Source organism: Mesorhizobium sp. NZP2234, assembly GCF_013170765.1.
In the GTDB taxonomy this organism is placed as follows: Bacteria; Pseudomonadota; Alphaproteobacteria; order Rhizobiales; family Rhizobiaceae; genus Mesorhizobium; species Mesorhizobium loti_D.
The window spans coordinates 3,558,453-3,583,994 of sequence record NZ_CP033364.1; the positions used below are offsets into that span (position 1 = coordinate 3,558,453).

The 25,542-nt window shown below is 63.7% G+C and carries 22 protein-coding genes, 1 tRNA gene and 1 pseudogene; 18 read left to right on the forward strand and 6 right to left on the reverse strand.

Annotated elements, in window-relative coordinates; genetic code table 11:
* The first annotated feature begins 74 nt into the window (after window positions 1-74).
* From EB230_RS17595 to EB230_RS17675, 17 genes are all read left to right on the forward strand, one after another.
* The gene (locus EB230_RS17595; protein WP_056572882.1) at window positions 75-770 is read left to right on the forward strand and encodes an NADH-ubiquinone dehydrogenase; all 696 of its coding nucleotides are present in this window, start codon (window positions 75-77) and stop codon (window positions 768-770) included.
* A 73-nt stretch (window positions 771-843) separates the two neighbouring features.
* A complete protein-coding gene (gene nuoG / locus EB230_RS17600; protein WP_172373438.1) occupies window positions 844-2,925 on the forward strand; it encodes an NADH-quinone oxidoreductase subunit NuoG in 2,082 nt (693 codons plus the stop codon).
* Between the two features lie 2 nt (window positions 2,926-2,927).
* On the forward strand, window positions 2,928-3,971 hold the full coding sequence (gene nuoH, locus EB230_RS17605) for an NADH-quinone oxidoreductase subunit NuoH (RefSeq protein ID WP_056572876.1): 1,044 nt from the start codon (window positions 2,928-2,930) through the stop codon (window positions 3,969-3,971).
* Entirely contained in the window at window positions 3,971-4,462 is a 492-nt protein-coding gene (nuoI, locus tag EB230_RS17610) for an NADH-quinone oxidoreductase subunit NuoI (RefSeq protein WP_172373440.1), read from the forward strand. Before nuoH ends, nuoI begins: the two co-directional genes overlap by 1 nt.
* Before the next feature lie 130 nt (window positions 4,463-4,592).
* The gene (locus EB230_RS17615; protein ID WP_056572873.1) at window positions 4,593-5,213 is read left to right on the forward strand and encodes an NADH-quinone oxidoreductase subunit J; all 621 of its coding nucleotides are present in this window, start codon (window positions 4,593-4,595) and stop codon (window positions 5,211-5,213) included.
* A gap of 1 nt (window position 5,214) precedes the next feature.
* A complete protein-coding gene (gene nuoK, locus EB230_RS17620) occupies window positions 5,215-5,523 on the forward strand; it encodes an NADH-quinone oxidoreductase subunit NuoK (protein WP_019858930.1) in 309 nt (102 codons plus the stop codon).
* A 10-nt stretch (window positions 5,524-5,533) separates the two neighbouring features.
* Window positions 5,534-7,507: an NADH-quinone oxidoreductase subunit L gene (gene nuoL / locus EB230_RS17625; protein ID WP_172373442.1), complete on the forward strand. Its 1,974-nt coding sequence runs from the start codon at window positions 5,534-5,536 to the stop codon at window positions 7,505-7,507.
* The gene (locus tag EB230_RS17630; protein WP_056572867.1) at window positions 7,507-9,012 is read left to right on the forward strand and encodes an NADH-quinone oxidoreductase subunit M; all 1,506 of its coding nucleotides are present in this window, start codon (window positions 7,507-7,509) and stop codon (window positions 9,010-9,012) included. Before nuoL ends, EB230_RS17630 begins: the two co-directional genes overlap by 1 nt.
* An 18-nt stretch (window positions 9,013-9,030) precedes the next feature.
* The gene (nuoN, locus tag EB230_RS17635; RefSeq protein ID WP_172373444.1) at window positions 9,031-10,467 is read left to right on the forward strand and encodes an NADH-quinone oxidoreductase subunit NuoN; all 1,437 of its coding nucleotides are present in this window, start codon (window positions 9,031-9,033) and stop codon (window positions 10,465-10,467) included.
* Window positions 10,468-10,471: 4 nt separating this feature from the next.
* The gene (locus EB230_RS17640) at window positions 10,472-11,293 is read left to right on the forward strand and encodes a biotin--[acetyl-CoA-carboxylase] ligase (RefSeq protein WP_056572862.1); all 822 of its coding nucleotides are present in this window, start codon (window positions 10,472-10,474) and stop codon (window positions 11,291-11,293) included.
* A 93-nt stretch (window positions 11,294-11,386) separates the two neighbouring features.
* Entirely contained in the window at window positions 11,387-13,057 is a 1,671-nt protein-coding gene (locus tag EB230_RS17645) for a ribonuclease J (RefSeq protein WP_056572858.1), read from the forward strand.
* 77 nt (window positions 13,058-13,134) lie between these two features.
* Window positions 13,135-13,539 (forward strand): methylmalonyl-CoA epimerase, encoded by a 405-nt coding sequence (mce, locus tag EB230_RS17650; RefSeq protein ID WP_056572855.1) that lies wholly within the window; start codon window positions 13,135-13,137, stop codon window positions 13,537-13,539.
* Window positions 13,536-13,820, forward strand: a complete 285-nt coding sequence (locus EB230_RS17655) for a DUF1467 family protein (RefSeq protein WP_010910093.1) — start codon at window positions 13,536-13,538, stop codon at window positions 13,818-13,820. Before mce ends, EB230_RS17655 begins: the two co-directional genes overlap by 4 nt.
* 654 nt (window positions 13,821-14,474) lie before the next feature.
* Complete coding sequence (proS, locus tag EB230_RS17660; protein WP_172373446.1) at window positions 14,475-15,803, forward strand: proline--tRNA ligase; 1,329 nt, start codon at window positions 14,475-14,477, stop codon at window positions 15,801-15,803.
* On the forward strand, window positions 15,800-17,086 hold the full coding sequence (locus EB230_RS17665; protein WP_056572849.1) for a lipoprotein-releasing ABC transporter permease subunit: 1,287 nt from the start codon (window positions 15,800-15,802) through the stop codon (window positions 17,084-17,086). Before proS ends, EB230_RS17665 begins: the two co-directional genes overlap by 4 nt.
* Window positions 17,086-17,766, forward strand: a complete 681-nt coding sequence (locus tag EB230_RS17670) for an ABC transporter ATP-binding protein (RefSeq protein ID WP_056572847.1) — start codon at window positions 17,086-17,088, stop codon at window positions 17,764-17,766. The genes EB230_RS17665 and EB230_RS17670 overlap by 1 nt, the downstream gene beginning before the upstream one ends.
* Window positions 17,767-18,392: 626 nt before the next feature.
* On the forward strand, window positions 18,393-19,643 hold the full coding sequence (locus tag EB230_RS17675; protein ID WP_172373448.1) for a site-2 protease family protein: 1,251 nt from the start codon (window positions 18,393-18,395) through the stop codon (window positions 19,641-19,643).
* A 20-nt stretch (window positions 19,644-19,663) separates the two neighbouring features.
* Here the strand turns inward: EB230_RS17675 and lipB are convergent, their stop codons facing one another.
* Window positions 19,664-20,407, reverse strand: a complete 744-nt coding sequence (gene lipB / locus EB230_RS17680; RefSeq protein ID WP_172373450.1) for a lipoyl(octanoyl) transferase LipB — start codon at window positions 20,405-20,407, stop codon at window positions 19,664-19,666.
* 225 nt (window positions 20,408-20,632) lie between these two features.
* On the opposite strand from lipB, the gene EB230_RS17685 reads away from it, so the two are divergent.
* Window positions 20,633-20,717, forward strand: a tRNA-Leu gene (locus tag EB230_RS17685).
* An 85-nt stretch (window positions 20,718-20,802) separates the two neighbouring features.
* Here the strand turns inward: EB230_RS17685 and EB230_RS33055 are convergent.
* From EB230_RS33055 to EB230_RS17705, 5 genes and pseudogenes are all read right to left on the reverse strand, one after another.
* A pseudogene (locus EB230_RS33055) lies at window positions 20,803-21,060 on the reverse strand (sensor histidine kinase); the annotation flags it as partial.
* Window positions 21,061-21,112: 52 nt separating this feature from the next.
* Complete coding sequence (gene sucD, locus EB230_RS17690) at window positions 21,113-22,012, reverse strand: succinate--CoA ligase subunit alpha (RefSeq protein ID WP_056572683.1); 900 nt, start codon at window positions 22,010-22,012, stop codon at window positions 21,113-21,115.
* 128 nt (window positions 22,013-22,140) lie between these two features.
* Window positions 22,141-23,325 (reverse strand): malate--CoA ligase subunit beta, encoded by a 1,185-nt coding sequence (locus EB230_RS17695; RefSeq protein ID WP_056572681.1) that lies wholly within the window; start codon window positions 23,323-23,325, stop codon window positions 22,141-22,143.
* 38 nt (window positions 23,326-23,363) lie between these two features.
* The gene (locus EB230_RS17700) at window positions 23,364-24,317 is read right to left on the reverse strand and encodes a CoA ester lyase (RefSeq protein WP_056572679.1); all 954 of its coding nucleotides are present in this window, start codon (window positions 24,315-24,317) and stop codon (window positions 23,364-23,366) included.
* Window positions 24,318-24,328: 11 nt separating this feature from the next.
* Window positions 24,329-25,519 (reverse strand): aminotransferase class V-fold PLP-dependent enzyme, encoded by a 1,191-nt coding sequence (locus EB230_RS17705; protein WP_172373452.1) that lies wholly within the window; start codon window positions 25,517-25,519, stop codon window positions 24,329-24,331.
* Between the last annotated feature and the right edge of the window lie 23 nt (window positions 25,520-25,542).

The window sequence follows — 25,542 nt, forward strand, 5'->3', positions numbered from 1 at the left end:
TTTGTGACCGCGGGCGAGAGCCCGAAGCGAGAATAACGGGGCGGGGCGAGCGAAGAAACGACCAGGAGAATTCTATGGCGCCGTATTCGACACCCAACCCATTGATGCCCAATTTGGACCAGCTCGAGAAGATGAACCAGGACCTGACCAGGATGATGCCGAAGGAGATGGCCAGCGCCGTCAACCTTTTCGTGCACCCTGTCGCGGGTGCGGCGGCGATGTCGGCGCTCGGCATCGGGCTCGCCAACCATGCGTTCGGCGTCTGGATGGGCGCGCTTTCGGGAGCCGCCGAGGCATCGCAGCGGCTCATGCAGCCGCTGATCGAGGATTTCGAGGCACGCATCGAGCAGCTCGAGGACGCGAACTCGTCGTCCATCAAGGCGCGGGCGACGGCGAAGACGCTGATTGCCGAGGCGCAGTCCTTTGCGCAGGAGGTCACCGACATCGCCGCCAAGGAAGCCGCCACCACGGCGCCCGCGGTGAATGCCGCTCCGGCAACCGGCGAGCCCGCGGATGTGCTGCTGCCCGAAGATTTCAGGCAGCCCAAGACCATGGACAGGCCTGCGAGACCCTCCAACCTCAAGGCGATATCGGGCATCGGCCCGAAGCTGGAGAAGGTGCTGAACGGGCTTGGCATCTGGACATATGCCCAGATCGCCGCCTGGTCGCCGCAAGAGATCGCCTGGGTCGACGATTATCTGTCGTTCAACGGCCGCATCGGCCGCGACGACTGGACTGCCCAGGCGGCGGCGCTGGCCGCGAAGAAGTGAACGAAATGTCGGGCGCTGCGTCTGTCGCGCCCGGAAAATGAGATTGCGGGAAATCCGCAGGGGTTTGAAGCGAATGGCAAAGCTCAAGGTCGACGGGAAAGAGATCACTGTACCCGACCACTACACGCTGCTGCAGGCGGCGGAAGACGCGGGCGCGGAAGTGCCGCGCTTCTGCTTCCACGAGCGGCTGTCGATCGCCGGCAATTGCCGCATGTGCCTGATCGAGGTGAAAGGCGGGCCACCCAAGCCGCAGGCCTCCTGCGCCATGGGCGTGCGCGACCTGCGCCCCGGCCCCAATGGCGAGCCGCCGGAAATCTTCACCAACACGCCGATGGTCAAGAAGGCCCGGGAAGGCGTGATGGAATTCCTGCTGATCAACCATCCGCTGGACTGCCCGATCTGCGACCAGGGCGGCGAGTGCGACCTGCAGGACCAGGCGATGGCCTTCGGCGTCGATTCCTCGCGCTATCACGAGAACAAGCGGGCGGTCGAAGACAAGTATATCGGCCCGCTGGTCAAGACGGTGATGAACCGTTGCATCCACTGCACGCGCTGCGTCCGCTTCACCACCGAGGTTGCCGGCATTTCCGAGCTCGGCCTGATCGGCCGCGGCGAGGACGCCGAAATCACCACCTATCTCGAACAGGCGATGACCTCCGAGCTGCAGGGCAATGTCATCGATCTCTGCCCGGTCGGCGCTTTGACTTCCAAGCCCTTCGCCTTCCAGGCGCGGCCGTGGGAGCTGACCAAGACCGAATCCATCGACGTGATGGATGCGGTCGGCTCGGCGATCCGCATCGATAGCCGTGGCCGCGAAGTGATGCGCATCCTGCCGCGCGTCAACGAGCAGGTGAATGAGGAGTGGATTTCCGACAAGACCCGCTTCATCTGGGACGGCCTGCGCACGCAGCGCCTCGACCGCCCTTATGCGCGCAAGGACGGCAAGCTGGTTCCGGCAAGCTGGGCGGACGCGTTCGCGGCGATCAAGGATGCGGTATCGAAGACGACGCCCGAGAAGATCGGTGCCATTGCCGGCGATCTCGCGGCGGTCGAAGAGATCTACGCCCTGAAGCTCCTGATGGCTTCGCTCGGCTCGAAGAACATCGACTGCCGCCAGGATGGCGCCGCGCTCGACCCGTCGCTCGGACGCGCCAGCTATATCTTCAACCCGACCATCGAAGGCATCGAGCAGGCCGACGCGGTGCTGATCATCGGCGCCAATCCGCGCTTCGAAGCCTCCGTGCTCAATGCCCGCATCCGCAAGCGCTGGCGGGTCGGCAACCTGCCGGTCGGCGTCATCGGCGATGTCGGCGACACGCGCTATGACTACGAATTGCTGGGTGCCGGTCCGGATTCGCTCAAGGATCTGGCGGACGGCAATGGCAAATTCTTCCAGACGCTGAAGAAGGCGACGCATCCGCTGATCATCGTAGGCCAGGGCGCACTGGCGCGCGCCGATGGCGCGGCGGTGCTCGGCCAGGCGGCCAAGCTCGCCACGGCCGTAAACGCCGCTCGCGCCGACTGGAACGGCTTTGCCGTGCTGCACAATGCGGCGGCGCGCGTCGGCGGCCTCGATCTCGGCTTCGTGCCGGGCGAGGGCGGCAAGGACGTTGCCGGCATGCTGGGCGAAACGGACGTGCTGTTCCTGCTCGGCGCCGACGAGATCGACATGGGCAAGACCGGCGGCGCCTTCGTCGTCTATATCGGCACGCATGGCGATGCGGGCGCCCACCGCGCCAATGTCATCCTGCCGGCCGCGGCCTACACCGAAAAGTCGGCCACCTACGTCAACACCGAAGGGCGCGTGCAGCAGACCAACCGCGCCGGCTTCGCGCCAGGCGACGCGCGCGAGGACTGGGCGATCCTGCGGGCGCTGTCCGACGTTCTGGGCAAGAAACTGCCGTTCGATTCGCTGCCGCAGCTGCGGGCGAAGCTCTATGGCGAATACCCGCATCTGGCCCGCATCGACCAGGTCGCGGCCGGCAATGCCGAGGACATCGCCGGCGTGGCGAAGCTTGGCGGGCGGCTGAACAAGGGCACCTTCACGTCGCCGGTCAAGGATTTCTACCTGACCAACCCGATCGCGCGGGCGTCGGCCGTGATGGCTGAATGCTCGGCACTGGCCAAGAGCGGCTTCAAGCAGGCGGCGGAATAAGCATGGAAACCTTCTTCTCCTTCTACGTGCTGCCGGCGCTGCTGATCCTCTTGAAGTCAGTCGTGCTGATCGTCGTGCTGCTGGTCTTCGTCGCGTATATCCTCTACGCCGACCGCAAGATCTGGGCGGCGGTGCAGCTGCGCCGTGGCCCGAACGTGGTCGGCCCCTGGGGCACGCTGCAGGCTTTCGCCGATCTGTTGAAATTCGTCTTCAAGGAACCGGTCATCCCGTCAGGCGCCAACAAGGGCGTATTCCTTTTGGCGCCGCTGGTGTCGGCCGTGCTGGCGATCTCGGCCTGGGCGGTCATTCCAGTCAACCAGGGCTGGGCGATCGCCAACGTCAATGTCGGCATCCTCTATGTCTTCGCCATCTCCTCGCTCGAGGTCTATGGCGTGATCATGGGCGGCTGGGCGTCCAACTCGAAATATCCGTTCCTCGGCGCGCTGCGCTCGGCCGCGCAGATGGTGTCCTACGAAGTCTCGATCGGGTTCGTCATCGTCACCGTGCTGCTGACAGCCGGATCGCTCAACCTCAGCGATATCGTGCTGTCGCAGCAGGGCGGGCTTGGCACGAGGCTTGGCCTGCCCAACACCTTCCTCGACTGGAACTGGCTGGCCCTGTTCCCGATGTTCATCATCTTCTTCATCTCGGCGCTGGCCGAGACGAACCGGCCACCCTTCGACCTGGTCGAAGCCGAATCGGAACTGGTCGCCGGCCACATGGTCGAATATTCGTCGACGCCGTTCCTGCTGTTCTTCCTCGGCGAGTATGTCGCCATCGTGCTGATGTGCGCGCTGGCCACCATCCTGTTCCTCGGCGGCTGGCTGCCGCCCTTCGACTTCGCGCCCTTCACCTGGGTGCCCGGCGTCATCTGGTTCGTGCTGAAAGTCTGCTTCGTCTTCTTCGGCATCTCCATGGTGAAGGCCTTCGTGCCGCGCTACCGCTACGACCAGTTGATGCGGCTGGGCTGGAAAGTGTTCCTGCCGATCTCGCTGTTCATGGTGGTCGCCACCGCAGCCTTCCTCAAGATCACGGGGTTTGCGTGATGTCCCCTCTTTCCCAGGCCGCAAAATCGCTGTTGCTGCAGGATTTCGTCAGCGCCTTCTTCCTGTCGATGCGCCAGTTCTTCGCGCCGAAGGAGACGATCAACTATCCGCACGAGAAGGGGCCGACCAGCCCGCGCTTCCGTGGCGAGCACGCGCTGCGCCGCTATCCCAACGGCGAGGAACGCTGCATCGCCTGCAAATTGTGCGAGGCGATCTGCCCGGCGCAGGCCATCACCATCGAGGCCGGCCCGCGCCGCAATGACGGCACGCGCCGCACGGTGCGTTATGACATCGACATGGTGAAGTGCATCTATTGCGGCTTCTGCCAGGAAGCCTGCCCGGTCGACGCCATCGTCGAGGGGCCGAATTTCGAGTTCGCGACGGAGACGCGCGAGGAACTTTACTACGACAAGGACAAGCTGTTGGCGAATGGCGACCGGTGGGAGCGCGAACTGGCGCGCAACATCTCGCTGGACTCGCCCTACCGCTGATATTTGACGCATGGACGGGGCGAGGGGCCTCGTCTAAGGACACAACGAAACTTGCCGACCGGAGGCGGTGGCAAGCAAGATCGGGCAGGACGCAAGCGTCGTGCTCGGACAGGAACCCGGGGGAACCCCAATGCTGAGTGGACTAGAGGCGGCCTTTTTCTACCTCTTCGCCTTTGTCGCCGTGGCGTCGGCGTTCATGGTCATTTCGTCGCGCAACCCCGTGCATTCGGTGCTGTTCCTGATCCTGACCTTCTTCAACGCCGCCGGCCTGTTCATGCTGACCGGCGCCGAGTTCCTGGCGATGATCCTGCTCGTCGTCTATGTCGGCGCGGTCATGGTGCTGTTCCTGTTCGTCGTCATGATGCTCGACGTCGATTTCGCCGAACTGAAGAGCGGCGCGCTGCAGTACGCGCCGATCGGCGCCTTCGTCGGGCTGATTCTCGCAGCGGAACTGATCGTCGTGCTGGGCGGCTACACCTTCGCGCCGCAGCTCGCCTCGACGATCTCGAAACCCATTCCGGATCTCGCCACGCGCTCCAACACGGCCGCGCTCGGCGACATCCTCTATACCGACTACCTCTACTACTTCCAGATTTCGGGCCTCATCCTGCTGGTCGCCATGATCGGCGCCATCGTGCTGACGCTGCGCCACAAGGAAGGGGTCAAGCGGCAGTCGATCGCAGCCCAGGTCGGCCGCACGCCGGCCACCGGCATGGAAATCCGCAAGGTCAAGTCGGGCGAAGGAGTCTGAGATGGTCGTCGGCATCGCACACTATCTGACCGTATCGGCGATCCTGTTCACGCTCGGCGTGTTCGGTATCTTCCTGAACCGCAAGAACGTCATCGTCATCCTGATGTCGGTCGAGCTGATCCTGCTTGCGGTCAACATCAACTTTGTCGCCTTCTCGGCGGCGCTCGGCGATCTGGTCGGCCAGGTGTTCGCACTGTTCGTGCTGACGGTCGCGGCGGCCGAGGCGGCGATCGGACTTGCCATTCTCGTCGTCTTCTTCCGCAACCGCGGCTCGATCGCGGTCGAAGACGTGAACATGATGAAGGGTTGACGGAACCACCATGTATCAGGCCATCGTCTTCCTTCCACTGCTCGGCTTCCTGATCGTCGGCCTGTTCGGCACGTCGCTCGGCGCCAAGGCGTCCGAATACATCACCTCCGGCTTCCTGGTGATTTCGGCTGTTCTGTCGTGGGTTGCCTTCTTCAGCGTCGGCTTCGGCCATGGCGAGGTTTTCACCGTGCCGGTGCTGCACTGGATCCAGTCCGGCGGGCTGGACGTCTCCTGGGCGCTGCGCATCGACACGCTGACGGTGGTGATGCTGGTGGTGGTCAACACCGTGTCGGCGCTGGTCCACATCTATTCGATCGGCTACATGCACCACGATCCGAACCGGCCGCGCTTCTTCGCCTATCTGTCGCTGTTCACCTTCGCCATGCTGATGCTGGTGACGGCGGACAATCTGGTGCAGATGTTCTTCGGCTGGGAAGGGGTCGGCCTGGCGTCCTACCTGCTGATCGGCTTCTGGTACAAGAAGCCCTCGGCCAATGCCGCGGCCATCAAGGCCTTCGTTGTCAACCGCGTCGGCGATTTCGGCTTCGCGCTCGGCATCTTCGGCGTCTTCGTGCTGTTCGGCTCGGTCAATCTCGGCACCATCTTCGCCAACGCGGCAACGTTCATTCCGGCTGAAGGCGCCCCGCAAGGTGCCGCCGTGCTGACCTTCCTCGGCCATGCTCTGGACAAGCAGTCGGCAATGACCGTCGTCTGCCTGCTCCTGTTCATGGGCGCCATGGGCAAGTCGGCGCAGGTGCCGCTGCACACCTGGCTGCCGGACGCCATGGAAGGCCCGACGCCGGTCTCCGCGCTGATCCACGCCGCCACCATGGTGACGGCGGGCGTGTTCATGCTGGCGCGGTTGTCGCCCCTGTTCGAGCTGTCGCATTCGGCGCTGACGGTGGTGACCTTCATCGGCGCCTTCACCGCCTTCTTCGCGGCGACCGTCGGCCTGGTCCAGAACGACATCAAGCGTGTCATCGCCTATTCGACCTGCTCGCAGCTCGGCTACATGTTCGTGGCGCTCGGCGTCGGCGCCTATGGCGCGGCGATCTTCCACCTGTTCACGCACGCCTTTTTCAAGGCGCTGCTGTTCCTCGGTTCGGGCTCGGTCATCCACGCCGTCTCCGACGAGCAGGACATGCGCAAGATGGGCGGCCTGCGGTCACTGATCCCGACAACCTACTGGATGATGGTGATCGGCACGCTGGCGCTGACCGGCGTCGGCATTCCGGTGACCGTCATCGGCACAGCCGGTTTCTTCTCCAAGGACGCCATCATCGAGAGCGCCTTTGCCGGCCACAATTCGGTCGCCGGCCTTGCCTTCGTGCTGCTGGTCATCGCCGCGTGCTTCACCTCCTTCTATTCCTGGCGGCTGATCTTCATGACCTTCCACGGCAAGCCGCGGGCGAGCCACGAGGTGATGCACCATGTGCATGAATCGCCGCCGGTGATGCTGGTGCCGTTGTTCGTGCTGGCCGCCGGCGCGCTGTTTGCCGGCATCATCTTCCACAATTCGTTCATCGGCGAAGGCTATGCCGAGTTCTGGAAGGCTTCGCTGTTCACGCTGCCGGACAACCACATCCTGCACGAGATGCATGAACTGCCGCTGTGGGTCGAGCTCTCGCCCTTCATCGCCATGCTGATCGGTTTCGCGCTGGCCTGGAAGTTCTACATCCGCTCGCCGGAAATGCCCGTCAATCTCGCCGCGCGGCATCGCGGGCTCTATGCCTTCCTGCTCAACAAGTGGTATTTCGACGAGCTCTACGACTTCCTGTTCGTGCGGCCGGCCAAGCGCCTCGGCCATTTCCTGTGGAAGACCGGTGATGGCACCATCATCGATGGCCTGGGGCCGGACGGCATTTCGGCGCGCGTCGTCGATGTCACCAACCGCGTCGTCAAGCTGCAGACCGGCTACCTCTACCATTATGCCTTCGCCATGCTGATCGGCGTTGCCGCACTCGTCACCTGGATGATGCTCTGATGACCGCCTGGCCAATCCTCTCGCTGGTCACCTTCCTGCCGCTGGTTGGTGCGCTGCTGATCCTGTTCATCAACGATGACAGCGAAAACGCACGCCGCAACATCCGCGCCATTGCGCTGTTGACCACGACGTTCACGTTCATCATCTCGCTGTTCATCTGGACCGGCTTCGACAATTCGCAGGCGGGCTTCCAGTTCGTCGAAAAGGTCGCGTGGCTCGACTCCGGCATCTCCTACCACATGGGCGTCGACGGCATTTCGATGCTGTTCGTCATCCTGACGACCTTCCTGATGCCGCTGTGCATCCTGGCGTCGTGGGAATCGATCGAGAAGCGCGTCAAGGCCTACATGATCGCCTTCCTGCTGCTCGAGACGCTGATGATCGGCGTGTTCTGCGCGCTCGATATCGTGCTGTTCTACGTCTTCTTCGAGGCCGGCCTGATCCCGATGTTCATCATCATCGGCGTCTGGGGCGGCAAGCGGCGCGTCTACGCCTCGTTCAAGTTCTTCCTCTACACGCTCGCCGGCTCGGTGCTGATGCTGCTCGCCATCATGGCGATGTTCTATCAGTCCGGCACCACCGACATCCCGACGCTGTTGACCCACAACTTCCCGGCCAACATGCAGACCTGGCTATGGCTCGCCTTCTTCGCATCCTTCGCAGTGAAGATGCCGATGTGGCCGGTGCACACCTGGCTGCCGGATGCACACGTCGAGGCGCCAACCGCCGGTTCGGTCATCCTGGCCGGTATCCTCCTGAAAATGGGCGGGTACGGCTTCCTGCGCTTCTCCCTGCCGATGTTCCCGCTGGCATCCGAAATGTTCGCGCCGCTGGTCTTCACGCTCTCGGTCGTCGCCATCATCTACACCTCGCTGGTGGCGCTGATGCAGGAGGACATGAAGAAGCTGATCGCCTATTCGTCGGTTGCCCATATGGGCTTCGTCACCATGGGCATCTTCGCCATGAACCAGGAAGGCGTTCAGGGCGCGATCTTCCAGATGCTCAGCCACGGCCTCGTCTCGGGCGCGCTGTTCCTGTGCGTCGGCGTCATCTACGACCGCATGCACACGCGTGAGATCGATGCCTATGGCGGCCTGGTCAACAACATGCCGAAATACGCCACCGTGTTCCTGATCTTCACCATGGCCAATGTCGGCCTGCCGGGCACATCAGGCTTCATCGGCGAGTTCCTGACCATGCTGGGCGTGTTCCGGGTCAACACGTGGGTGGCATTCTTCGCCGCTACCGGCGTCATCCTGTCGGCGGCCTACGCGCTGTGGCTCTACCGCCGGGTGATCTTCGGCGCGCTGACCAAGGACAGCCTGAAGGGGCTGCTCGATCTTTCGGCGCGCGAGAAGGTCATCATCTACCCGCTGGTCGTGCTGGTCATCTTCTTCGGCGTCTATCCCGCTCCCGTCTTCGACGCGACGGCCCAATCGGTCAAGTCGCTCGTCACCAATGTCACCGCATCCATCGGCGCCGCGCAGACCGCGGCGGCGAACTGACCAGGGGTTTTGCGAACCATGACGCCGGACCTTCTCTCCAGCCTGTCGCTCTCGACGCCCGAGCTGATCCTTGCCATCGGCGCGCTCGCGCTGCTGATGGTCGGGGCCTATTCGCGCTCCAACACCGCCAATACGGTGAGCGGCCTTGCGGTCGCCGTTCTGGTTATCGCAGGCGTCTGGCTGATCTTCCGGACCGGGCAGGGCAACGCCTATGGCAATGCCTTCATCCAGGATCCCTTCGCTCGCTTCATGAAGGTGCTGTCGCTGGTCGGCTCGGCGGTGACGCTGATCATGTCGATGCGCTTTGCCAAGGCGGAGCGTTTCGACAAGTTCGAGTATCCGGTGCTGATCCTGCTGTGCACGCTGGGCATGATGCTGATGATCTCGGCCAACGGCATGATCGGGCTCTATCTCGGCCTCGAGCTGCAGTCACTGGCGATCTACGTGCTGGCGGCGATCAACCGCGACAATCTGCGTTCGACCGAGGCCGGCCTGAAATACTTCGTCCTCGGCGCGCTGTCGTCGGGCATGCTGCTGTATGGCATCAGCCTGGTCTATGGCTATACCGGCAACACCGGCTTCCAGGAAATCGCCACGGCGCTGGGCAGCGGCGAGCGCCAGCTGGGCCTCGTCTTCGGTCTGGTCTTCGTGCTGGCCGGCCTTGCCTTCAAGATCTCGGCGGTGCCGTTCCACATGTGGACGCCCGACGTCTATGAAGGCGCGCCGACACCGGTGACCGCGTTCCTGGCGGCGGCCCCCAAGATGGCGGCGATGGCGCTGATCGTGCGCGTCACCATGGGCGCGTTCAAGCCGATCGCCGCCGATTGGCAGCAGATCATCGTCTTCATCTCGATCGCCTCGATGGCGCTCGGCGCCTTTGCCGCGATCGGCCAGACCAACATCAAGCGGCTGATGGCCTATTCCTCGATCGGCCATATGGGCTACGCGCTGGTCGGCCTTGCCGCCAACAGCCAGGCCGGCGTGCGTGGCGTCGCCATCTACATGCTGATCTACCTGGTGATGACGCTGGGCACCTTCGCGTTCATCCTCGCCATGCGGCGCAAGGAAGGCAATGTCGAACAGATCAGCGACCTGGCCGGCCTAGCCTCGACCAACCCGGTCATGGCGACCATCCTGACCATCCTGATGTTCTCGCTGGCCGGCATCCCGCCGCTCGCCGGCTTCTGGGGGAAGTGGTACGTCTTCCTCGCCGCCATCAACGCCAACCTCTACGCGCTGGCGATCATAGGCGTGCTGGCCTCGGTGGTGGGCGCTTACTACTACCTGCGCATCATCAAGATCATGTGGTTCGACGAACCGGTCGGCGGCTTCGTCCCCATGGCCGGCGAATTGCGCCTCGTGCTCGGCGTCTCCGGCGCCTTCGTGCTGTTCTATGTGCTGATCGGCGGGCCGATCGGCACCTATGCCGAAGCCGCCGCCAAGACATTTTTCTGACGGGATGGCATTTCGGCTGGCCCCAACCTCGGCGTCGGAAGGCTTCCGGCTCGAGGCCCATGACAGCGTCGGCTCCACCAATACGGTGGCGCTGGACCACGCCCGGGCAGGCGACCCGGGCAAGCTGTGGGTCGTTTCCAAAAAGCAGGAAAGCGGGCGTGGCCGGCGCGGTCGTGCCTGGGTCTCGCCCGAAGGCAATCTGGCAGCGACCCTGCTTGTCATCACCGGCGGTGAACTTCGCCTTGCCGCGACGTTGGGTTTCGTCGCCGGTCTGTCGCTCGCCGATGCACTGGATGCCGTGGTGCCGAAAGGCCGCATCGCCATCGGACTTGATGGCGCAAGCCAGGGACAAAACCGTTTCGAGTTGAAATGGCCGAACGACGTTCTGGCCTCCGGCGCCAAGCTGGCCGGCATCCTGCTGGAGTCGGCGATGCTGGACGGCGGCCGTTTCGCCGTGGCGGTGGGCATCGGCGTCAATGTGGTGGCGCATCCCACGGATTTGCCGTATCCCGCGACATCACTCCAAGCGCTCGGCGCGACATGCGATGCCGAAACGCTGTTCCTGGCGCTGTCGGATGCCTGGAGCGAGAATGCCCGCCTGTGGGATGAGGGGCGCGGACTTTCAGCCATCAGGAGACGCTGGCTGGCGCGCGCGGCGGGACTCGGCGGCGAGGTTGCTGTCAGAATTGACGGTAATGTGGTGCGTGGGGTGTTCGAGACCATTGACGAGGATTGCCGTTTCGTGATCCGCGACGATGAAGGGGCGGTTCTGACGATCGCTGCCGGCGATGTGCATTTCGGCGCGGTGGCTTCCGCCGGGGTATAGTTTGTCCTTGCGCAATTCCGGACGGAAAATCGTTAGACGCTTTTCCTGGAATTGCTTTAACGGCTTGGCCTGAGGGCCAGGAAGGGAAAAATCATGGCGAAAGCGGAAAACGCCGAACTCGTCTTCGTGCCGCTCGGCGGTGTCGGCGAGATCGGTATGAACTTCGCCCTCTACGGCTACGGCCCGCCGAGCGCGCGCGAATGGATTGTCATCGATGTCGGTGTCACCTTTCCAGACGCGGCGCATCCGGGCGTCGACCTGATCCTGCCCGACACGCGCTTCATCGAGGAGAACCTCGCCAATCTGCGCGGCATCATCATCACCCACGCGCACGAGGATCATTACGGCGCGCTGCTCGACATCTGGCCGAAGCTGAAGGCGCCGGTGTGGATGACGCCGTTCAGCGCCGGGCTGCTGGAAGCCAAGCGCCAGGGCGAGCAGGGAGCAGCCAAGATCCCGCTGACGATCTACCGGGCTGGCGAGAAATTCACCGTCGGCCCGTTCGAGATCGAGGCCATTCCGGTGGCGCACTCCATCCCCGAGCCGATGTCGCTGGCCATCACCACGCCAGCTGGTACCGTCATCCACACAGGCGACTGGAAGATCGATCCGGAGCCGACGATCGGACCCAAGACCGACGAGGCGCGTTTCCGCGCCTATGGCGACAAGGGCGTGCTGGCGCTGATCTGCGATTCGACCAATGCGCTGCGCGAAGGCGAGTCGCCTTCGGAAGTCGCCGTCGGCGAGGGGCTGAAGGGCGTCATCCAGGCCGCCAAGGGCCGCGTCGCCGTGACCACCTTCTCCTCCAATGTCGGGCGCATCGTTTCCATCGCCAGGGCGGCACGCGATGCCGGCCGCCAATGCCTGGTGCTTGGCCGTTCGCTGAAGCGCGTCATCGATGTCGCCGACGAACTCGGCTATATGGACGGCCTTCCGGAGTTCATCGCCGAGGAGGATTTCGGCTTCATTCCGCGCGAAAACCTGGTCATCATCTGTACCGGCAGCCAAGGCGAGCCGCTGGCGGCACTTGCAAAACTGTCGCGCGACGAGATGAAATCGGTATCGCTGACGGCGGGTGACACGGTGGTGTTTTCCTCGCGCACCATTCCCGGCAATGAAAAGGCGATCCTCGAGATCAAGAACCGCCTTATCGATCTCGGCATCAAGATCATCGAGGACGGCGACGCGCTGGTGCATGTCTCCGGCCACCCCCGGCGCAGCGAGCTGCGCAAGATGTATGAATGGGTGCGCCCACAGATCGGCGTTCCCGTGCACGGCGAGGCGGCGCATCTGGTGGCGCAGGGATCGCTGATGTCGACCTCCGGCATCGGCCAGGTGGCGCAGGTGCGCGACGGCGATATGCTGAGGCTCGCCCCCGGTCCCGCCACCATCATCGACCAGGTGCCGTTCGGCCGCATCTACAAGGACGGCAAGCTGATCGGTACCGACCAGGCGATGGGCATCCGCGACCGGCGCAAATTGTCCTTTGCCGGCCATGTCGCGGTCAATGTCGTGCTGGACGACAAATATGAGCTGGCCGGCGATCCCGACCTGGTCGCCATCGGCGTCGCCGAGGCCGATGCCAGCGGCGAGACGCTCGAAGACCTGATGATCGATGCGGCGGTCGGCGCGGTCGACTCGATTCCCCGTCAGCGCCGGAAAGACCTGGACCTCGTGCAGGAGGCCGTGCGGCGCGCGGTGCGCGGTGCGGCCAACGAAGCCTGGGGCAAGAAGCCGCTGGTGACGGTGTTTGTTACGAGATGAAGGGAGGGGGCAGTAGGAATGCGGTCAGCTCTGATCCGTCTTCCCTATTGCCACACTGCCCTGATACGGAGCATTCCATGCTTGGACGGTTGAACCATGTCGCGCTTGCGGTGCCGGATCTGGCGGCGGCGGTTGCCGCCTACCGCAACACGCTGGGCGCCGAAGTGACGGAGCCGCAGGCTTTGCCGGAGCATGGCGTCACGGTGGTGTTCGTCAATGTCGGCAACACCAAGATCGAATTGCTGGAGCCCTTGGGCGAATGCTCGCCAATCGCGGCGTTCCTTGCGAAGAACCCGTCCGGCGGCATGCACCACCTCTGCTACGAGGTCGACGACATCCTGGCCGCGCGTGATCAGCTCAAGGCCGCTGGCGCTCGCGTGCTGGGCGACGGCAACCCGAAGACCGGTGCCCATGGCAAGCCGGTGCTGTTCCTGCATCCGAAGGATTTCTTCGGCACGCTGATCGAACTGGAGCAATCATGAGCTGGGTTTCGTTCACCGCCCTGTTTTTCGCGACGTGGTGGGTGGTGCTGTTCGCCGTCCTGCCGTTCAGCGTCAGGACACAGGACGACGATCATGACGTGACGCTGGGCACGGTTCCAAGCGCGCCGCGTGGCCCGCACATGCTGCGTGCGGTCATCCGCACCACCATCGCCACGGCGATCCTGATGGGCATTTTTTATGGCCTGACGCATGGCCTGGGATACAGCCTCAACGACATCCCGCACATCGTGCCGGATTTCGGCCAGACACCGGCAAAATAGAGCACCCGGCTAGGGCGCTTCGATACCGTACGAGCCGCAGCGGAAGGGATCGGGACGTCGCCATGCTTGGCGGCTCCATGCTTGCTGACGCAGGGTAAAGTAGCCTGGCAACTCGCCGCGCTAACCAGATGATTGCACAAAAAAAATGCAAGGCACGAGGCCTTGCAATTAAACGCGTCCGATCTGTTTCCGGTTTCCGGCGGCAGCGAGTAACCGCGCCTAGATCGCATCCTCCCAAGACTTTGACCGCGTAGGAGGGCAGATTTTTCTCCGCCCTCTCGGTTATCGCGGCACACTAGCCTAAGCCGAATGAAAATGTCACGAAGAATTTTGCCTCGAAACAGGCATTCTCGTGCTGCACTGCACAATAGTATGGCATGCCTTGCTTTCGAAACGACCAGTAAGGCAAAGAGGAGCTGTTGCGGCATGTTTTGAATTGACGTGCGCAAAGAATTCGAGGCCGAACGCCAAGAGGTTCGGTGGCTGAACTGCCCGCGCGGCTTGGCCCGGAAACCGGAGGTTTCCGGGCCGCAACGCGCTGATGTGCCGCGATGGCCGGGTTTCCATTCCGCCATGAAATGGCTATGAAGCCGGGTCAAGCAAGCCTGCGTCGCACCGATTCTGGCGCGACCATTCTCATTCACGGACCAGTCCATGCGTTTGTCGCGCTATTTCCTGCCTATCCTCAAAGAAAATCCGCGTGAGGCCGAGATCGTCTCGCACCGGCTGATGCTGCGTGCCGGCATGATCCGCCAGCAGGGGCAGGGCAGTTTTTCCTGGCTGCCACTCGGCAAGCGGGTGCTGGACAAGGTTTGCCAGATCATCCGCGAGGAGCAGAACCGCGCCGGCGCGCTGGAGATCCTGATGCCGACCATCCAGTCGGCCGATCTGTGGCGCGAAAGCGGCCGCTATGACGACTACGGCAAGGAGATGCTGCGCATCAAGGATCGCCAGGACCGCGACATGCTCTACGGCCCGACCAATGAGGAAGTGGTCACCGAGATCGTCCGCGCCTACGTCAAGTCCTACAAGGACCTGCCGCTCAATCTCTACCACATCCAATGGAAGTTCCGTGACGAGGTGCGGCCGCGCTTCGGCGTCATGCGCTCACGCGAATTCCTGATGAAGGACGCCTATTCCTTCGACCTCAACTTCGAAGGCGCGAGGGCGGCCTACAACAGGATGTTCGTGTCCTATCTCAGGACCTTCACGCGCATGGGCCTTCAGGCAATCCCGATGCGCGCCGACACCGGGCCGATCGGTGGCGATCTCAGCCACGAATTTATCATCCTGGCGGACACCGGCGAGAGCCAGGTCTATTGCGATCGCGATTATCTGTCGCTCCAGGTGCCTGGCGAAAACACCGACTTCGCCAATAACGCCGAGATATCGGACATCGTCAAAACCTGGACGACGCCTTATGCCGCCACCGACGAGATGCATGATGAGGCGGCGTGGGACAAGCTCGGCGAAGCGGACCGGGTCTCGGCTCGGGGCATCGAGGTTGGCCACATCTTCCATTTCGGCGACAAATATTCGAAGCCTATGGGCGCCAAGGTGACCGGGCCTGACGGCAAGGATCATTTCGTCTCCGGCGGCTCCTACGGCATCGGCCCGTCGCGGCTTGTCGCGGCGATCATCGAAGCCAGCCATGACGAGAACGGCATCATCTGGCCGGACGCCGTGGCGCCGTTCGACATCGGTCTGATCAACATGAAGGTGGGCGACGCCGACTGCGACCGCGTCTGTGACGAGCTCCATGCCGCCTTCGCAGCCAGCGGCAAGGATGTGCTCTATGACGACACCGACCAGCGACCGGGCGGCAAGTTCGCCACAGCCGACCTGATCGGCCTGCCCTGGCAGGTGATCGTCGGGCCGCGCGGCGTGGCCGCCGGCGAGGTCGAGATCAAGAATCGCAAGACCGGCGAGCGGGTGACGCTGCCGATCGCCGATGCCAAAAAACGCTTCGGTGCCGCCGCATGAGCGAGGCGGCTGCGGCAAGATCGGCGGGCGCCGGCCCTTTCTCCATATTCGAACGCACGGTGGCGTGGCGCTATTTGCGCTCGCGGCGCAAGGAGACGGTGATCTCGGTCATCGCCTCGATCTCCTTCCTCGGCATCATGCTGGGGGTGGCGACGCTGATCGTCGTCATGGCCGTGATGAACGGGTTCCGGGCCGAGCTTTTGACCCGCATCCTCGGCGTCAACGGCCATCTGATCGTGCAGCCGCTTGATTCGCCGCTCGAGGATTACGCCCAGGTCGCCGGCCGCATCAACGGCGTGCCCGGCATCAAATACGCCATCCCGCTGATCGACGGCCAGGTGCTGGCGCAAGGCAATGTCGGTGGCGGCACCGGCGCGCTGGTGCGCGGCATACGCGGAGAGGATCTCGGCAAGATCGCCATCGTCGCCAGCAACGTCAAACAAGGCACGCTCGCCGATTTCGACTCGGGCGAAGGCGTCGCCATCGGCAAGCGCATGGCCGAGAATCTCGGGCTGACGCTCGGCGACACCATCACCTTGATCTCGCCCGATGGTGACGTGACGCCGCTGGGCACCACGCCGCGCATGAAGGGCTACAAGATCGCGGCGATCTTCGAAGTCGGCATGTCGGAATATGACAGCTCCATCGTCTACATGCCGTTCTCGGAAGCGCAGCTCTATTTCAACATGGATGGACGCGCGCAGACGATCGAGATCTATGTCGACAATCCCGACAATGTCGACGCGCTGAAGCCGAAGGTGGAGGAGGCGGCGCAACGGCCCATCGACATCGTCGACTGGCGCCAGCGCAACGAGACCTTTTTTTCCGCCCTGCAGGTCGAGCGCAACGTCATGTTCATGATCCTGACGCTGATCGTGCTGGTGGCGGCGCTCAACATCATTTCCGGGCTGATCATGCTGGTGAAGGACAAGGGGCACGATATCGCCATCCTGCGCACCATGGGCGCCTCGCGCGGCGCGATCTTGCGCATTTTCCTGATGACCGGCGCGGCGATCGGCGTCACCGGCACGCTCGCTGGCGTGCTGCTCGGGGTGCTGATCTGCACCAACATCGAATCGATCCGGCAGTTCTTCTCCTGGATGACCGGCAAGGTGCTGTTCAATCCGGAGCTCTACTTCCTCAGCCAGCTGCCGGCGAAGATGGATCCGCGCGAGACCACCTATGTCATCATCATGGCGCTCGGCCTGTCGTTCCTGGCGACCGTGTTTCCGGCGTGGCGGGCCGCCCGCCTCGATCCGGTCGAAGCCTTGAGGTACGAGTAGTGGCCGAGGTCATTATCGAGCTGAAGAGCGTCGAGCGGCACTATGTCCAGGGGCCGCGCAAGCTCACCATCCTGAACGGCGCCGATTTCTCGCTGCGGCGCGGCGAGATGGTAGCGCTGGTTGCGCCGTCGGGCACCGGCAAGTCGACGCTGCTGCATACGGCCGGCCTGCTGGAGCGCCCCGATGCCGGCGACGTGATCCTGTCCGGACGGGCCTGCGGTCGGCTATCCGACGACGAGCGCACGTCGATCCGACGCAACGATGTCGGCTTCGTCTACCAGTTCCATCATCTGCTGCCCGAGTTTTCCGCGCTGGAAAACATCATGATGCCGCAGCTGATCAAGGGCCTGCCGCGCAAGGAAGCGGCCGAGCGCGCCGCTCAGCTGCTCGATTACATGCAGATCGGCAAGCGCGCCTCGCACCGGCCGGCCGAATTGTCCGGCGGTGAGCAGCAGCGCGTCGCCATCGCGCGTGCCGTTGCCAATGCGCCGCTGGTGCTGCTAGCCGACGAGCCGACTGGCAATCTCGATCCGGTCACCGCCTCCTATGTGTTCGAAGCCCTGGAGGCGCTGGTGCGGCAGTCGGGTCTGGCCGCGCTGATCGCCACCCACAATCACGAACTGGCATCGCGCATGGACCGGCGCGTCACGCTCGCCGACGGCAAGGTCGTGCCGCTGTAGGGCACGTCGATGTTCGCCGCGGGAGTGGGGCCAACCTGGACAAGCTCCGGCGAGATTTCCGCGAATGCAGGTTGCCGTCGGGGATTCTGGCCTCTCCGAAGGTCACCCGGGCTCAGAACCGCCAGTGAGCATTCCGTGCGATCAGGGTGGAAGAGATCGCGATCATCACCAGGATCAGCAGCCAGGTTACAAAGTTGCGCGAGAGGCGCCACCGGCGGCCTTGTCTCATGCGCTTTCGCCAGCGGTCAGCTTTATTGGCGCCTTCGTGTTGGCCCACGTTCATCACTCGGTATAGTTCCCGCAGCGTCAACCTTTTCTTAACCCTGCCAATCCGATCGCCGGAGATTTCGGATGCGGTTGGATTCTGCTCGTTGACTTTGAAACAAAATTAGAACAAATTGCGAACATATCAACAACAGGAGAGAGTTATGACCGATCTGGTTCAGGATGTCATCTCACTGGTTTGCATGAGCACATTCCTCATTTCCATGGCGATCTGGATCGGCGCCATGTGACCTGGCGGCGTTGATCGCTGCTGTTTCCGCCGTCAAGCGGACCGCTCCTCCGTTAAACCTTTCTTGCCGCCTCGACGCTAGGATGCGCCTCAAGGCAGGAGCAACGTCCAGGTGTCGCCCATCGTCACGGCCATTCTCGTGGCCAGCAATCTCGGGCTGATCTTTCTCTTGATGACCGCGCCGCTTGGTTTGCGCACGGTCAGGATGAGCCGCTTGATTGCGACGGACCGCCAGCGCCTCTGGCAGGCGCTGTGGCCGCTTGGCAGCGATGCCGGCTGGTCCGGCGAGATCCTGTCGGCGCAGCCGCTGGACGGGGAGAGCGTGTCCCGCATCATGCTGTCGTGGGAGGGCCGCGACGGCAAGCCGATCGAACGCAGGGCACGGTTTGACGATGTCGTCGAAGGCAGCCGCTTCTCGATGCGTGTCGTCGAGGATACCGCGCTCGACGCCTCGTTCTGGAAAGACTATCGCGAAACCGCCGAACTCGTCTCCGAAGACGGTGGCACGCGGGTGACGCTCAGCCAGACGGATCGCTACCGCGGCGTTGCCTTTCTGGTGTTCCGTTACTTCGCCATGCGCCGCGAGCTGTCCAAGCTGCAACGCTGGGCGCTAACCGGTCAGTATCGCAAGGGCGGCTGGTTCGAGCATCCGCTCAGCCAGGTTGGGTTTGCCGTGCTGTCGGCATTGATGCTGTGGCCGTTCTTCGGGCTCCACCTCGGCGGGCTGGCGCTCGCCTCGATCCTTACCTCGGTCGTGGCCCTGCATGAACTCGGCCATATGGCGGCGTTCCGGCTGATGGGCCACCGCAAGGCGCGGATGATCTTCATCCCGCTGCTCGGCGGGGTCGCCATTGGCGGCAGGCCTTACAACAGCCGTTTCGAAGTGGCCTTCGTGGCGCTGATGGGGGCGGGCTTCTCCGCCTTCCTGGTGCCGATCGTCATTGCCGCCAGCGCGCTTGCGGGCGGCGAGGGGCACAAGGCCGCGGCCGCGCTGCTGGCGGCGCTGGCGGGCTGCGCCGCCTTGTTCAACATCGCCAATCTGGTGCCGGTGTGGAAGTTCGACGGCGGCCAGGTGTTGCGCCAGATCTGTCCGGGGCCGATCGCACTGGCGCTGGCCTCGTTCTTCCTGCTCTCGGCTTTCCTGGCGGTGGGGTGGCGGGCCGGCTTTTCCTCCGGCTTCCTGCTCGCGGCGGGAGCCGTCTTTTCAATCCTCAGCCTGCTGACCATGGGCAGCGGAGTGAAGCCACGCCACGAGCTGGAACCGATCCGCACGGTCGACCGCTTCGCCATCGCCGGTGCGCTGCTGGCGGTGTTCGTCATCCATGGCTGCGGCGTGCTGTGGGCGTCGGCGCAGTTGCTTTGAACCTGTTGAACCCGAAAGGTTCAACCAGTCCTTCGGACTGGCTCGGCGGGCGCAGCCACGGCGGGACCGAAAACATCCTCGAAGGCTGATTTCAGCGCCAGATCGAGGTCGGCCATGCCAATGGGAAGGCCGAGGTCGACGAGGCTGGTGACACCGTGGTCCTGCACGCCGCAGGGCACGATGCCGCTGAAATGGTCGAGATCCGGTTCGACATTGATGGCGATGCCGTGAAAACTCACCCAGCGCCGCAGCCGGATACCTATCGCCGCGATCTTGTCCTCGGCCGGCGAACCGTCCGGCAAGGCAGGGCGATCGGGCCGCACCACCCAGACGCCGACCCGGTCCTCGCGGCGTTCGCCGCGCACGTTGAAGGCGGCGAGCGTGCCGATGATCCACTGTTCGAGCGCGGCGACGAAGGCGCGCACGTCCTCGCGCCGCCGTTTCAGGTCCAGCATGACATAAGCGACCCGCTGTCCCGGCCCATGATAAGTGTATTCGCCGCCGCGACCGGCCGAAAAGACCGGGAACCGGTCGGGATCGATCAGGTCCTCGACGCGCGCACTGGTGCCGGCGGTGTAGAGCGGCGGATGTTCGACCAGCCAGACCATTTCGCCGGCGGCCCCGCCGCGTATCGCCTCGGCACGCGCCTCCATGAAGGCAAGCGCATCGGGATAGGGGGTAAGGCCAGGCTCGATGCGCCACTCGACCGGTGCTGAACCGGGGAGCGGCAGGAACGACGTGGCGATCTGGCTGCGTTCTGTCATGGCTTTTCGTTTTTCACTTATGCCGTGGCGATCCGCTTGCACTTCGGGCGGCATGCATCCGTCTCCATATGGCGTCAATCGCTGGAAACGTCCAGTTCCGGCCCTTCATTCCAATCCTGTGGACCGTTATGCCAATCGCCTGAGATTATTGCGTGCGGCGCACTTGTTTCGCCGGAAACGATTTGCTACACGCCGCGAGCCGGTCGGTTCCGGCTCCTACCACGTGCGGTCGTGGCGGAATTGGTAGACGCGCAGCGTTGAGGTCGCTGTGGGGCAACCCGTGGAAGTTCGAGTCTTCTCGACCGCACCAATATTTCCCGAAGCGGGCCTTCGGATCTCGTGAAATCACCTCCGGCAATCCTGCGATCATCGGGCCCGAGTGCGGCGCCGCTCTGTAGCGGCTGGACGTTTGGTTCGTTCGGCAGATCGACGGTAACGACGAGGCCGGTTGGCTGGTTGTCGTGCAACTCGATGCTGCCGCCGTGGCCCTGGATCTGTCCGGAATAGGAAACCGCGAACCCGACATCGGAGAATTCGGCGCAGACGGTTTGCAGCACGCTGGCAATATCGGCCCGCTGCAGCTTTCCGTCGATACGTCGTTGCGCAGATAGGTCAGGGGTCTCGTCGATCAGATCCTCGATGTGCCGGACATCAATGTTCCTCCCGCAAAAATGTCTGGCGAGCGACTGCCCAGATTTCTTGAGATCACGCCGCCTTCTTCATCCGCGCCAGCGTATCGGCCACCACTTCGCCAAACGTCGACGGCGTCGGCACGATGATGACGCCTGCCTCCTTCAGGATTTCGACCTTCTCCTGCGCCGACTCGCCGAAGGCCGAGATGATGGCGCCGGCGTGGCCCATGCGGCGGCCTTTCGGAGCGGAGAGGCCGGCAATGTAGGCGATCAGGGGCTTGCGCATGTTGTCGCGCGCCCAGATCGCGGCTTCGGCTTCCTGCGGTCCGCCGATCTCACCGATCATCACCACGGCGTCGGTGTCGTCGTCCTGCTCGAAGAGTTTCAGCATGTCCTTGAAGGAGGAGCCGTTGATCGGGTCGCCGCCGATGCCGACGCTGGTCGACACGCCGATGCCGAGCGCCTTCATCTGCGAGGCCGCTTCGTAGCCGAGCGTGCCGGAGCGGCCGACAATGCCGACGCGGCCGGGCAGGTAGATAGAGCCTGGCATGATGCCCATCAGTGCTTGCCCGGGCGTGATGACGCCGGCGCAGTTCGGGCCGATCAGCCGCATGCGATCCTCGAAGCGGTAGCGGCGCATGTAGCGCTTGACCTGCATCATGTCCTGCGAGGGGATGCCGTCGGTGATGCAGACGCAGAGTTTTATGCCAGCATCGGCGGCCTCCATGATCGAATCGGCGGCGAAGGGCGGCGGCACGAAGACGATGCTCGCCTCGGCGCGGGTTTCGCGCACCGCGCCCTTGACGGTGTTGAAGACGGGCAGGCCGAGATGCGTCTGGCCGCCCTTGCCGGGGGTGACGCCGCCGACAAGCTTGGTGCCGTATCGCTTCATGTCCTCGGCATGGAAGCTGCCGATCTTGCCGGTGAAACCCTGGACGATGACCCGGGTGCTGCGGTTGAGCAGGATTGCCATTTTTTCGACCTCCCTAGAGCATGATGCCGAAAAGTGTGAAGAGGTTTTCGGGCGACATCATGCTCTATCTGTTTGATTTTAGAGACGGATTCAGATTTCAGGTCGAATCGACCTGAAATCATCCGACTCTAGGCTGCTTTTTTCTTGGCGGCCGCGCGCCAGGCGGCGACGGCTTTTTCGGCGGCTTCGGCAAGTGTGTCGGCGACGATCACCGCCTCGCCGGAATCGGCCAGGATGCGGCGTCCTTCCTCGGCCTTGGTGCCGGAGAGCCGCACCACCAGCGGTACGGTGACGCCGACCTCGCGTATCGCCTTGATGACGCCCTCCGCGACCCAGTCGCAGCGGTTGATGCCGGCGAAGATGTTGACCAGGATGGTCTCGACATTCTTGTCGCCGAGCACGGCGCGGAAGGATTTCGCCACCCGCTCCGGCGACGCCCCGCCGCCAATATCGAGGAAATTGGCAGGCTCGCCGCCGGCGATCTTGATCATGTCCATGGTCGCCATGGCGAGCCCCGCGCCATTGATGATGCAGCCGATGTTGCCGTCGAGGCCGACATAGGAGAGGCCACGGTCGCTGGCGAAGGTTTCGCGCGGGTCTTCCTGGCTCTTATCGCGCAGTTCGGAGATTTCCGGGCGGCGGAACAGCGCGTTCTCGTCGAACGACATCTTGGCGTCGAGCGCGATCAGATTGCCGTCGCGCGTCACCACCAGCGGATTGATCTCCAGCATGGAGGCGTCGTAGTCGCGGAACACCTGGTAGCAACTGAAGATGGTCTCGGTCGCCTTGCCGATCAGGTCATGATCGAGGCCCAGCCCAAAGGCGATCTCGCGGGCCTGGAAACGCTGCATGCCGACGCCGGGATCGACCGAGGTGCGCAGGATGGAATCAGGGGCCTTCTCGACGATGTCCTCGATTTCCATGCCGCCGGCGGCCGAGGCCACGATCATCACGCGCTCTTCCTTGCGGTCGAGGACGAAGCCGACATAGAGCTCCTGCGCGATATCGACCGCTTCCTCGAGATAGAGCCTGGAGATCAGCTTGCCGCGCGGGCCGGTCTGCTGGGTCACCAGCTTGCGCCCGAGCATCGCTTCGGCGGCGCTGGAGATTTCCTCGTCATTGGCGCACAGTTTTATGCCTCCGGCCTTGCCGCGGGCGCCTGAGTGAACCTGCGCCTTCAAGACCCATTTGCCGCCGCCGATCTCGCGCGCCCTGTAGGTCGCCTGTTCGGGGCTGTAAGCCAGCCCGCCGCGCGGCACATGCACGCCATGCCGGGCGAGCAGTTCCTTGGCCTGATATTCGTGGATGTCCATTGTTGTCCTCCCTGAACCGTCAATGTGTGGCGCGGTCGTTAGCTGGTCAGTTGGCCCGCGCGTTCGATGGCCTCGTTGACCACCAGAACATTGCGCGCCATGCGTTCCGAGGCGGCGTCGATCATCTTGCCGTCGAGTGCGGCGGCGCCTTTGCCCAGGGCCTCGGCTTCCTTGAGCACCTCGAGAATGCGCCTGGCACGCGCGACTTCCTTTTCCGGCGGCGAGAAGACGTCGTTGGCGAGCGCGATCTGCGAGGGGTGGATCGCCCATTTGCCTTCGATGCCGAGTGCCGCCGCGCGCTTGGCACCGGCGATGTAGCCCTCCGGATCGGAGAAATCGCCGAACGGTCCGTCGATGGCGCGCAAGCCATAGGCCCGGCAGGCGACGGTCATCCGCGACAGCGCGAAATGCCACTGGTCGCCGGGATAATCGGGATTGAGGCCGCCAATATTGACGGTGCGCGCCTTGCAGCTCGCCGCATAGTCGGCAACGCCGAAATGCATGGCTTCCAGCCGGCCAGGCGTCGCGGCAATCGCCTCGACATTGGCCATGCCGAGCGCGGTCTCGATCAGGGCTTCCAAGCCGACACGGGTCTTGAAACCCTTGGCCATCTCGATCTGGTTGACCATGGCCTCGACCATGTAGAGATCGGCCGGCACGCCGACTTTCGGCACCAGAATGGTGTCCAGCCGGTCGCCGGCCTGTTCCATCACGTCGACGACGTCGCGGTACATGTAGTGGGTGTCCAGCCCATTGATGCGCACCGAGACGGTCTTGCCCTTGGCGCGCCAGTCGATGTCGTTGAGCGCCTGGATGATGTTCTTGCGGGCGCGTTCCTTGTCGGGCGGTGCGACCGCGTCCTCGATGTCGAGGAAGACGAAGTCGGCGGCGCTGTTGGCTGCCTTGTCGATCATCTCCGGGCTGGAGCCGGGAACCGCCAGCTCGCTGCGCTGGAGTCTCAATTTCCTGAGGTGGTTGATGGTGTGGCTCATCGTCTGGTCCCTCAGGCGGCTTCGGCGACCGGCACGGCGGCCGAGGCGCGGAAATGCTGGATGGCGGCGCCGACGCCGGAGCCAGGGGCCAGCCGCACGCCGCAATCGAGCAGCGCCATTTCGGCCGCCGAAAGCGAGGCGAGCACCATCACCTCGTTCAGCCAGCCGAGATGGCCGATGCGGAAGACCTTGCCCATCACCTTGTTGAGGCCGCCGCCGAGCGAAGTCTGGTAGGTGCGGTAGGCGCGCTTGACGACGTCGCTGCTGTCGATGCCTTCAGGCACCAGAATGGCGCTCACCGTGTCGGAATGCCATTTCGGCGCCTTGGCGCAGAGTTTCAGGCTCCAGGCGTCGACCGCCTTGCGCACGCCTTCGGCGAGGCGATGATGGCGGGCAAAGATGTTCTCCAGCCCTTCCTCGGCGATCAGGTCGAGCGAAGCGCGCAGGCCGCGCAGCAGCTGCGTCGCCGGCGTATAAGGGAAGTAGCCGGCGTCGTTGGCGCGGATCATGTCCTCGAAGGAGAAGAAGCAGCGCCGGTGGGTGGCGCTCCTCGAAGCGACGAGCGCCTTCTTGCTCACCGACAGGAAGCCGAGACCGGCGGGCAGCATGAAGCCTTTCTGCGAGCCGCTGACGGCGCAGTCGACGCCCCATTCTTCCTGCCGGAAGTCGATCGAGCCGATCGACGAGACGCCGTCGACGAACAGCAGGGCAGGGTGGTTTGCGTCGTCAAGCGCGGCACGGCAGCCGGCGACATCGCTGGTCACGCCGGTCGCGGTCTCGTTCTGCGTGCAGAAGACGGCCTTGATGCGGTGCGTCTTGTCCGCTTTCAGCCGTTCGGCATAAAGCTCGAGCGGTACGCCGGTGCCCCATTCGCAGTCGATCACGTCGACCTCGAAGCCGAGGCGCTCGGCCATGTCGACCCACAAATGCGAGAACTGGCCGAAGCGCGACATCAGCACGCGGTCGCCGGGGCTGAGCACATTGGTCATCGCCGCTTCCCAGGCGCCTGTGCCGGAGGACGGGTAGATGAAGACGCGGCCGGTCTCGTTCTTGAAGACGCGTTTGATGTCCTCGAACAGCGGCAAGGTGAGATCGGGGAAGGACGCGGCGCGCATATCCTCCATCGGCAGGTTCATCGCCTGCCGGACCTGTTCGGGGATGTTGGTCGGCCCGGGAATGAAAAGATGGGTGAAACCGGCCATGATGCGAACTCCTCCTGATCCAG

What these genes read in the sequence shown, in the direction of transcription:
- EB230_RS17645 (WP_056572858.1), top strand. Translation starts at nt 11,387, where the DNA reads ATGGCGAAAGCGGAAAACGCCGAACTCGTCTTCGTGCCGCTCGGCGGT.
- nuoH (WP_056572876.1), top strand. Translation starts at nt 2,928, where the DNA reads ATGGAAACCTTCTTCTCCTTCTACGTGCTGCCGGCGCTGCTGATCCTC.
- EB230_RS17595 (WP_056572882.1), top strand. Translation starts at nt 75, where the DNA reads ATGGCGCCGTATTCGACACCCAACCCATTGATGCCCAATTTGGACCAG.
- nuoI (WP_172373440.1), top strand. Translation starts at nt 3,971, where the DNA reads ATGTCCCCTCTTTCCCAGGCCGCAAAATCGCTGTTGCTGCAGGATTTC.
- EB230_RS17705 (WP_172373452.1), bottom strand. Translation starts at nt 25,519, where the DNA reads ATGGCCGGTTTCACCCATCTTTTCATTCCCGGGCCGACCAACATCCCC.
- mce (WP_056572855.1), top strand. Translation starts at nt 13,135, where the DNA reads ATGCTTGGACGGTTGAACCATGTCGCGCTTGCGGTGCCGGATCTGGCG.
- EB230_RS17700 (WP_056572679.1), bottom strand. Translation starts at nt 24,317, where the DNA reads ATGAGCCACACCATCAACCACCTCAGGAAATTGAGACTCCAGCGCAGC.
- sucD (WP_056572683.1), bottom strand. Translation starts at nt 22,012, where the DNA reads ATGGCAATCCTGCTCAACCGCAGCACCCGGGTCATCGTCCAGGGTTTC.
- EB230_RS17655 (WP_010910093.1), top strand. Translation starts at nt 13,536, where the DNA reads ATGAGCTGGGTTTCGTTCACCGCCCTGTTTTTCGCGACGTGGTGGGTG.
- lipB (WP_172373450.1), bottom strand. Translation starts at nt 20,407, where the DNA reads ATGACAGAACGCAGCCAGATCGCCACGTCGTTCCTGCCGCTCCCCGGT.
- EB230_RS17615 (WP_056572873.1), top strand. Translation starts at nt 4,593, where the DNA reads ATGCTGAGTGGACTAGAGGCGGCCTTTTTCTACCTCTTCGCCTTTGTC.
- nuoL (WP_172373442.1), top strand. Translation starts at nt 5,534, where the DNA reads ATGTATCAGGCCATCGTCTTCCTTCCACTGCTCGGCTTCCTGATCGTC.
- EB230_RS17630 (WP_056572867.1), top strand. Translation starts at nt 7,507, where the DNA reads ATGACCGCCTGGCCAATCCTCTCGCTGGTCACCTTCCTGCCGCTGGTT.
- nuoN (WP_172373444.1), top strand. Translation starts at nt 9,031, where the DNA reads ATGACGCCGGACCTTCTCTCCAGCCTGTCGCTCTCGACGCCCGAGCTG.
- nuoK (WP_019858930.1), top strand. Translation starts at nt 5,215, where the DNA reads ATGGTCGTCGGCATCGCACACTATCTGACCGTATCGGCGATCCTGTTC.
- EB230_RS17695 (WP_056572681.1), bottom strand. Translation starts at nt 23,325, where the DNA reads ATGGACATCCACGAATATCAGGCCAAGGAACTGCTCGCCCGGCATGGC.
- proS (WP_172373446.1), top strand. Translation starts at nt 14,475, where the DNA reads ATGCGTTTGTCGCGCTATTTCCTGCCTATCCTCAAAGAAAATCCGCGT.
- EB230_RS17640 (WP_056572862.1), top strand. Translation starts at nt 10,472, where the DNA reads ATGGCATTTCGGCTGGCCCCAACCTCGGCGTCGGAAGGCTTCCGGCTC.
- EB230_RS17665 (WP_056572849.1), top strand. Translation starts at nt 15,800, where the DNA reads ATGAGCGAGGCGGCTGCGGCAAGATCGGCGGGCGCCGGCCCTTTCTCC.
- nuoG (WP_172373438.1), top strand. Translation starts at nt 844, where the DNA reads ATGGCAAAGCTCAAGGTCGACGGGAAAGAGATCACTGTACCCGACCAC.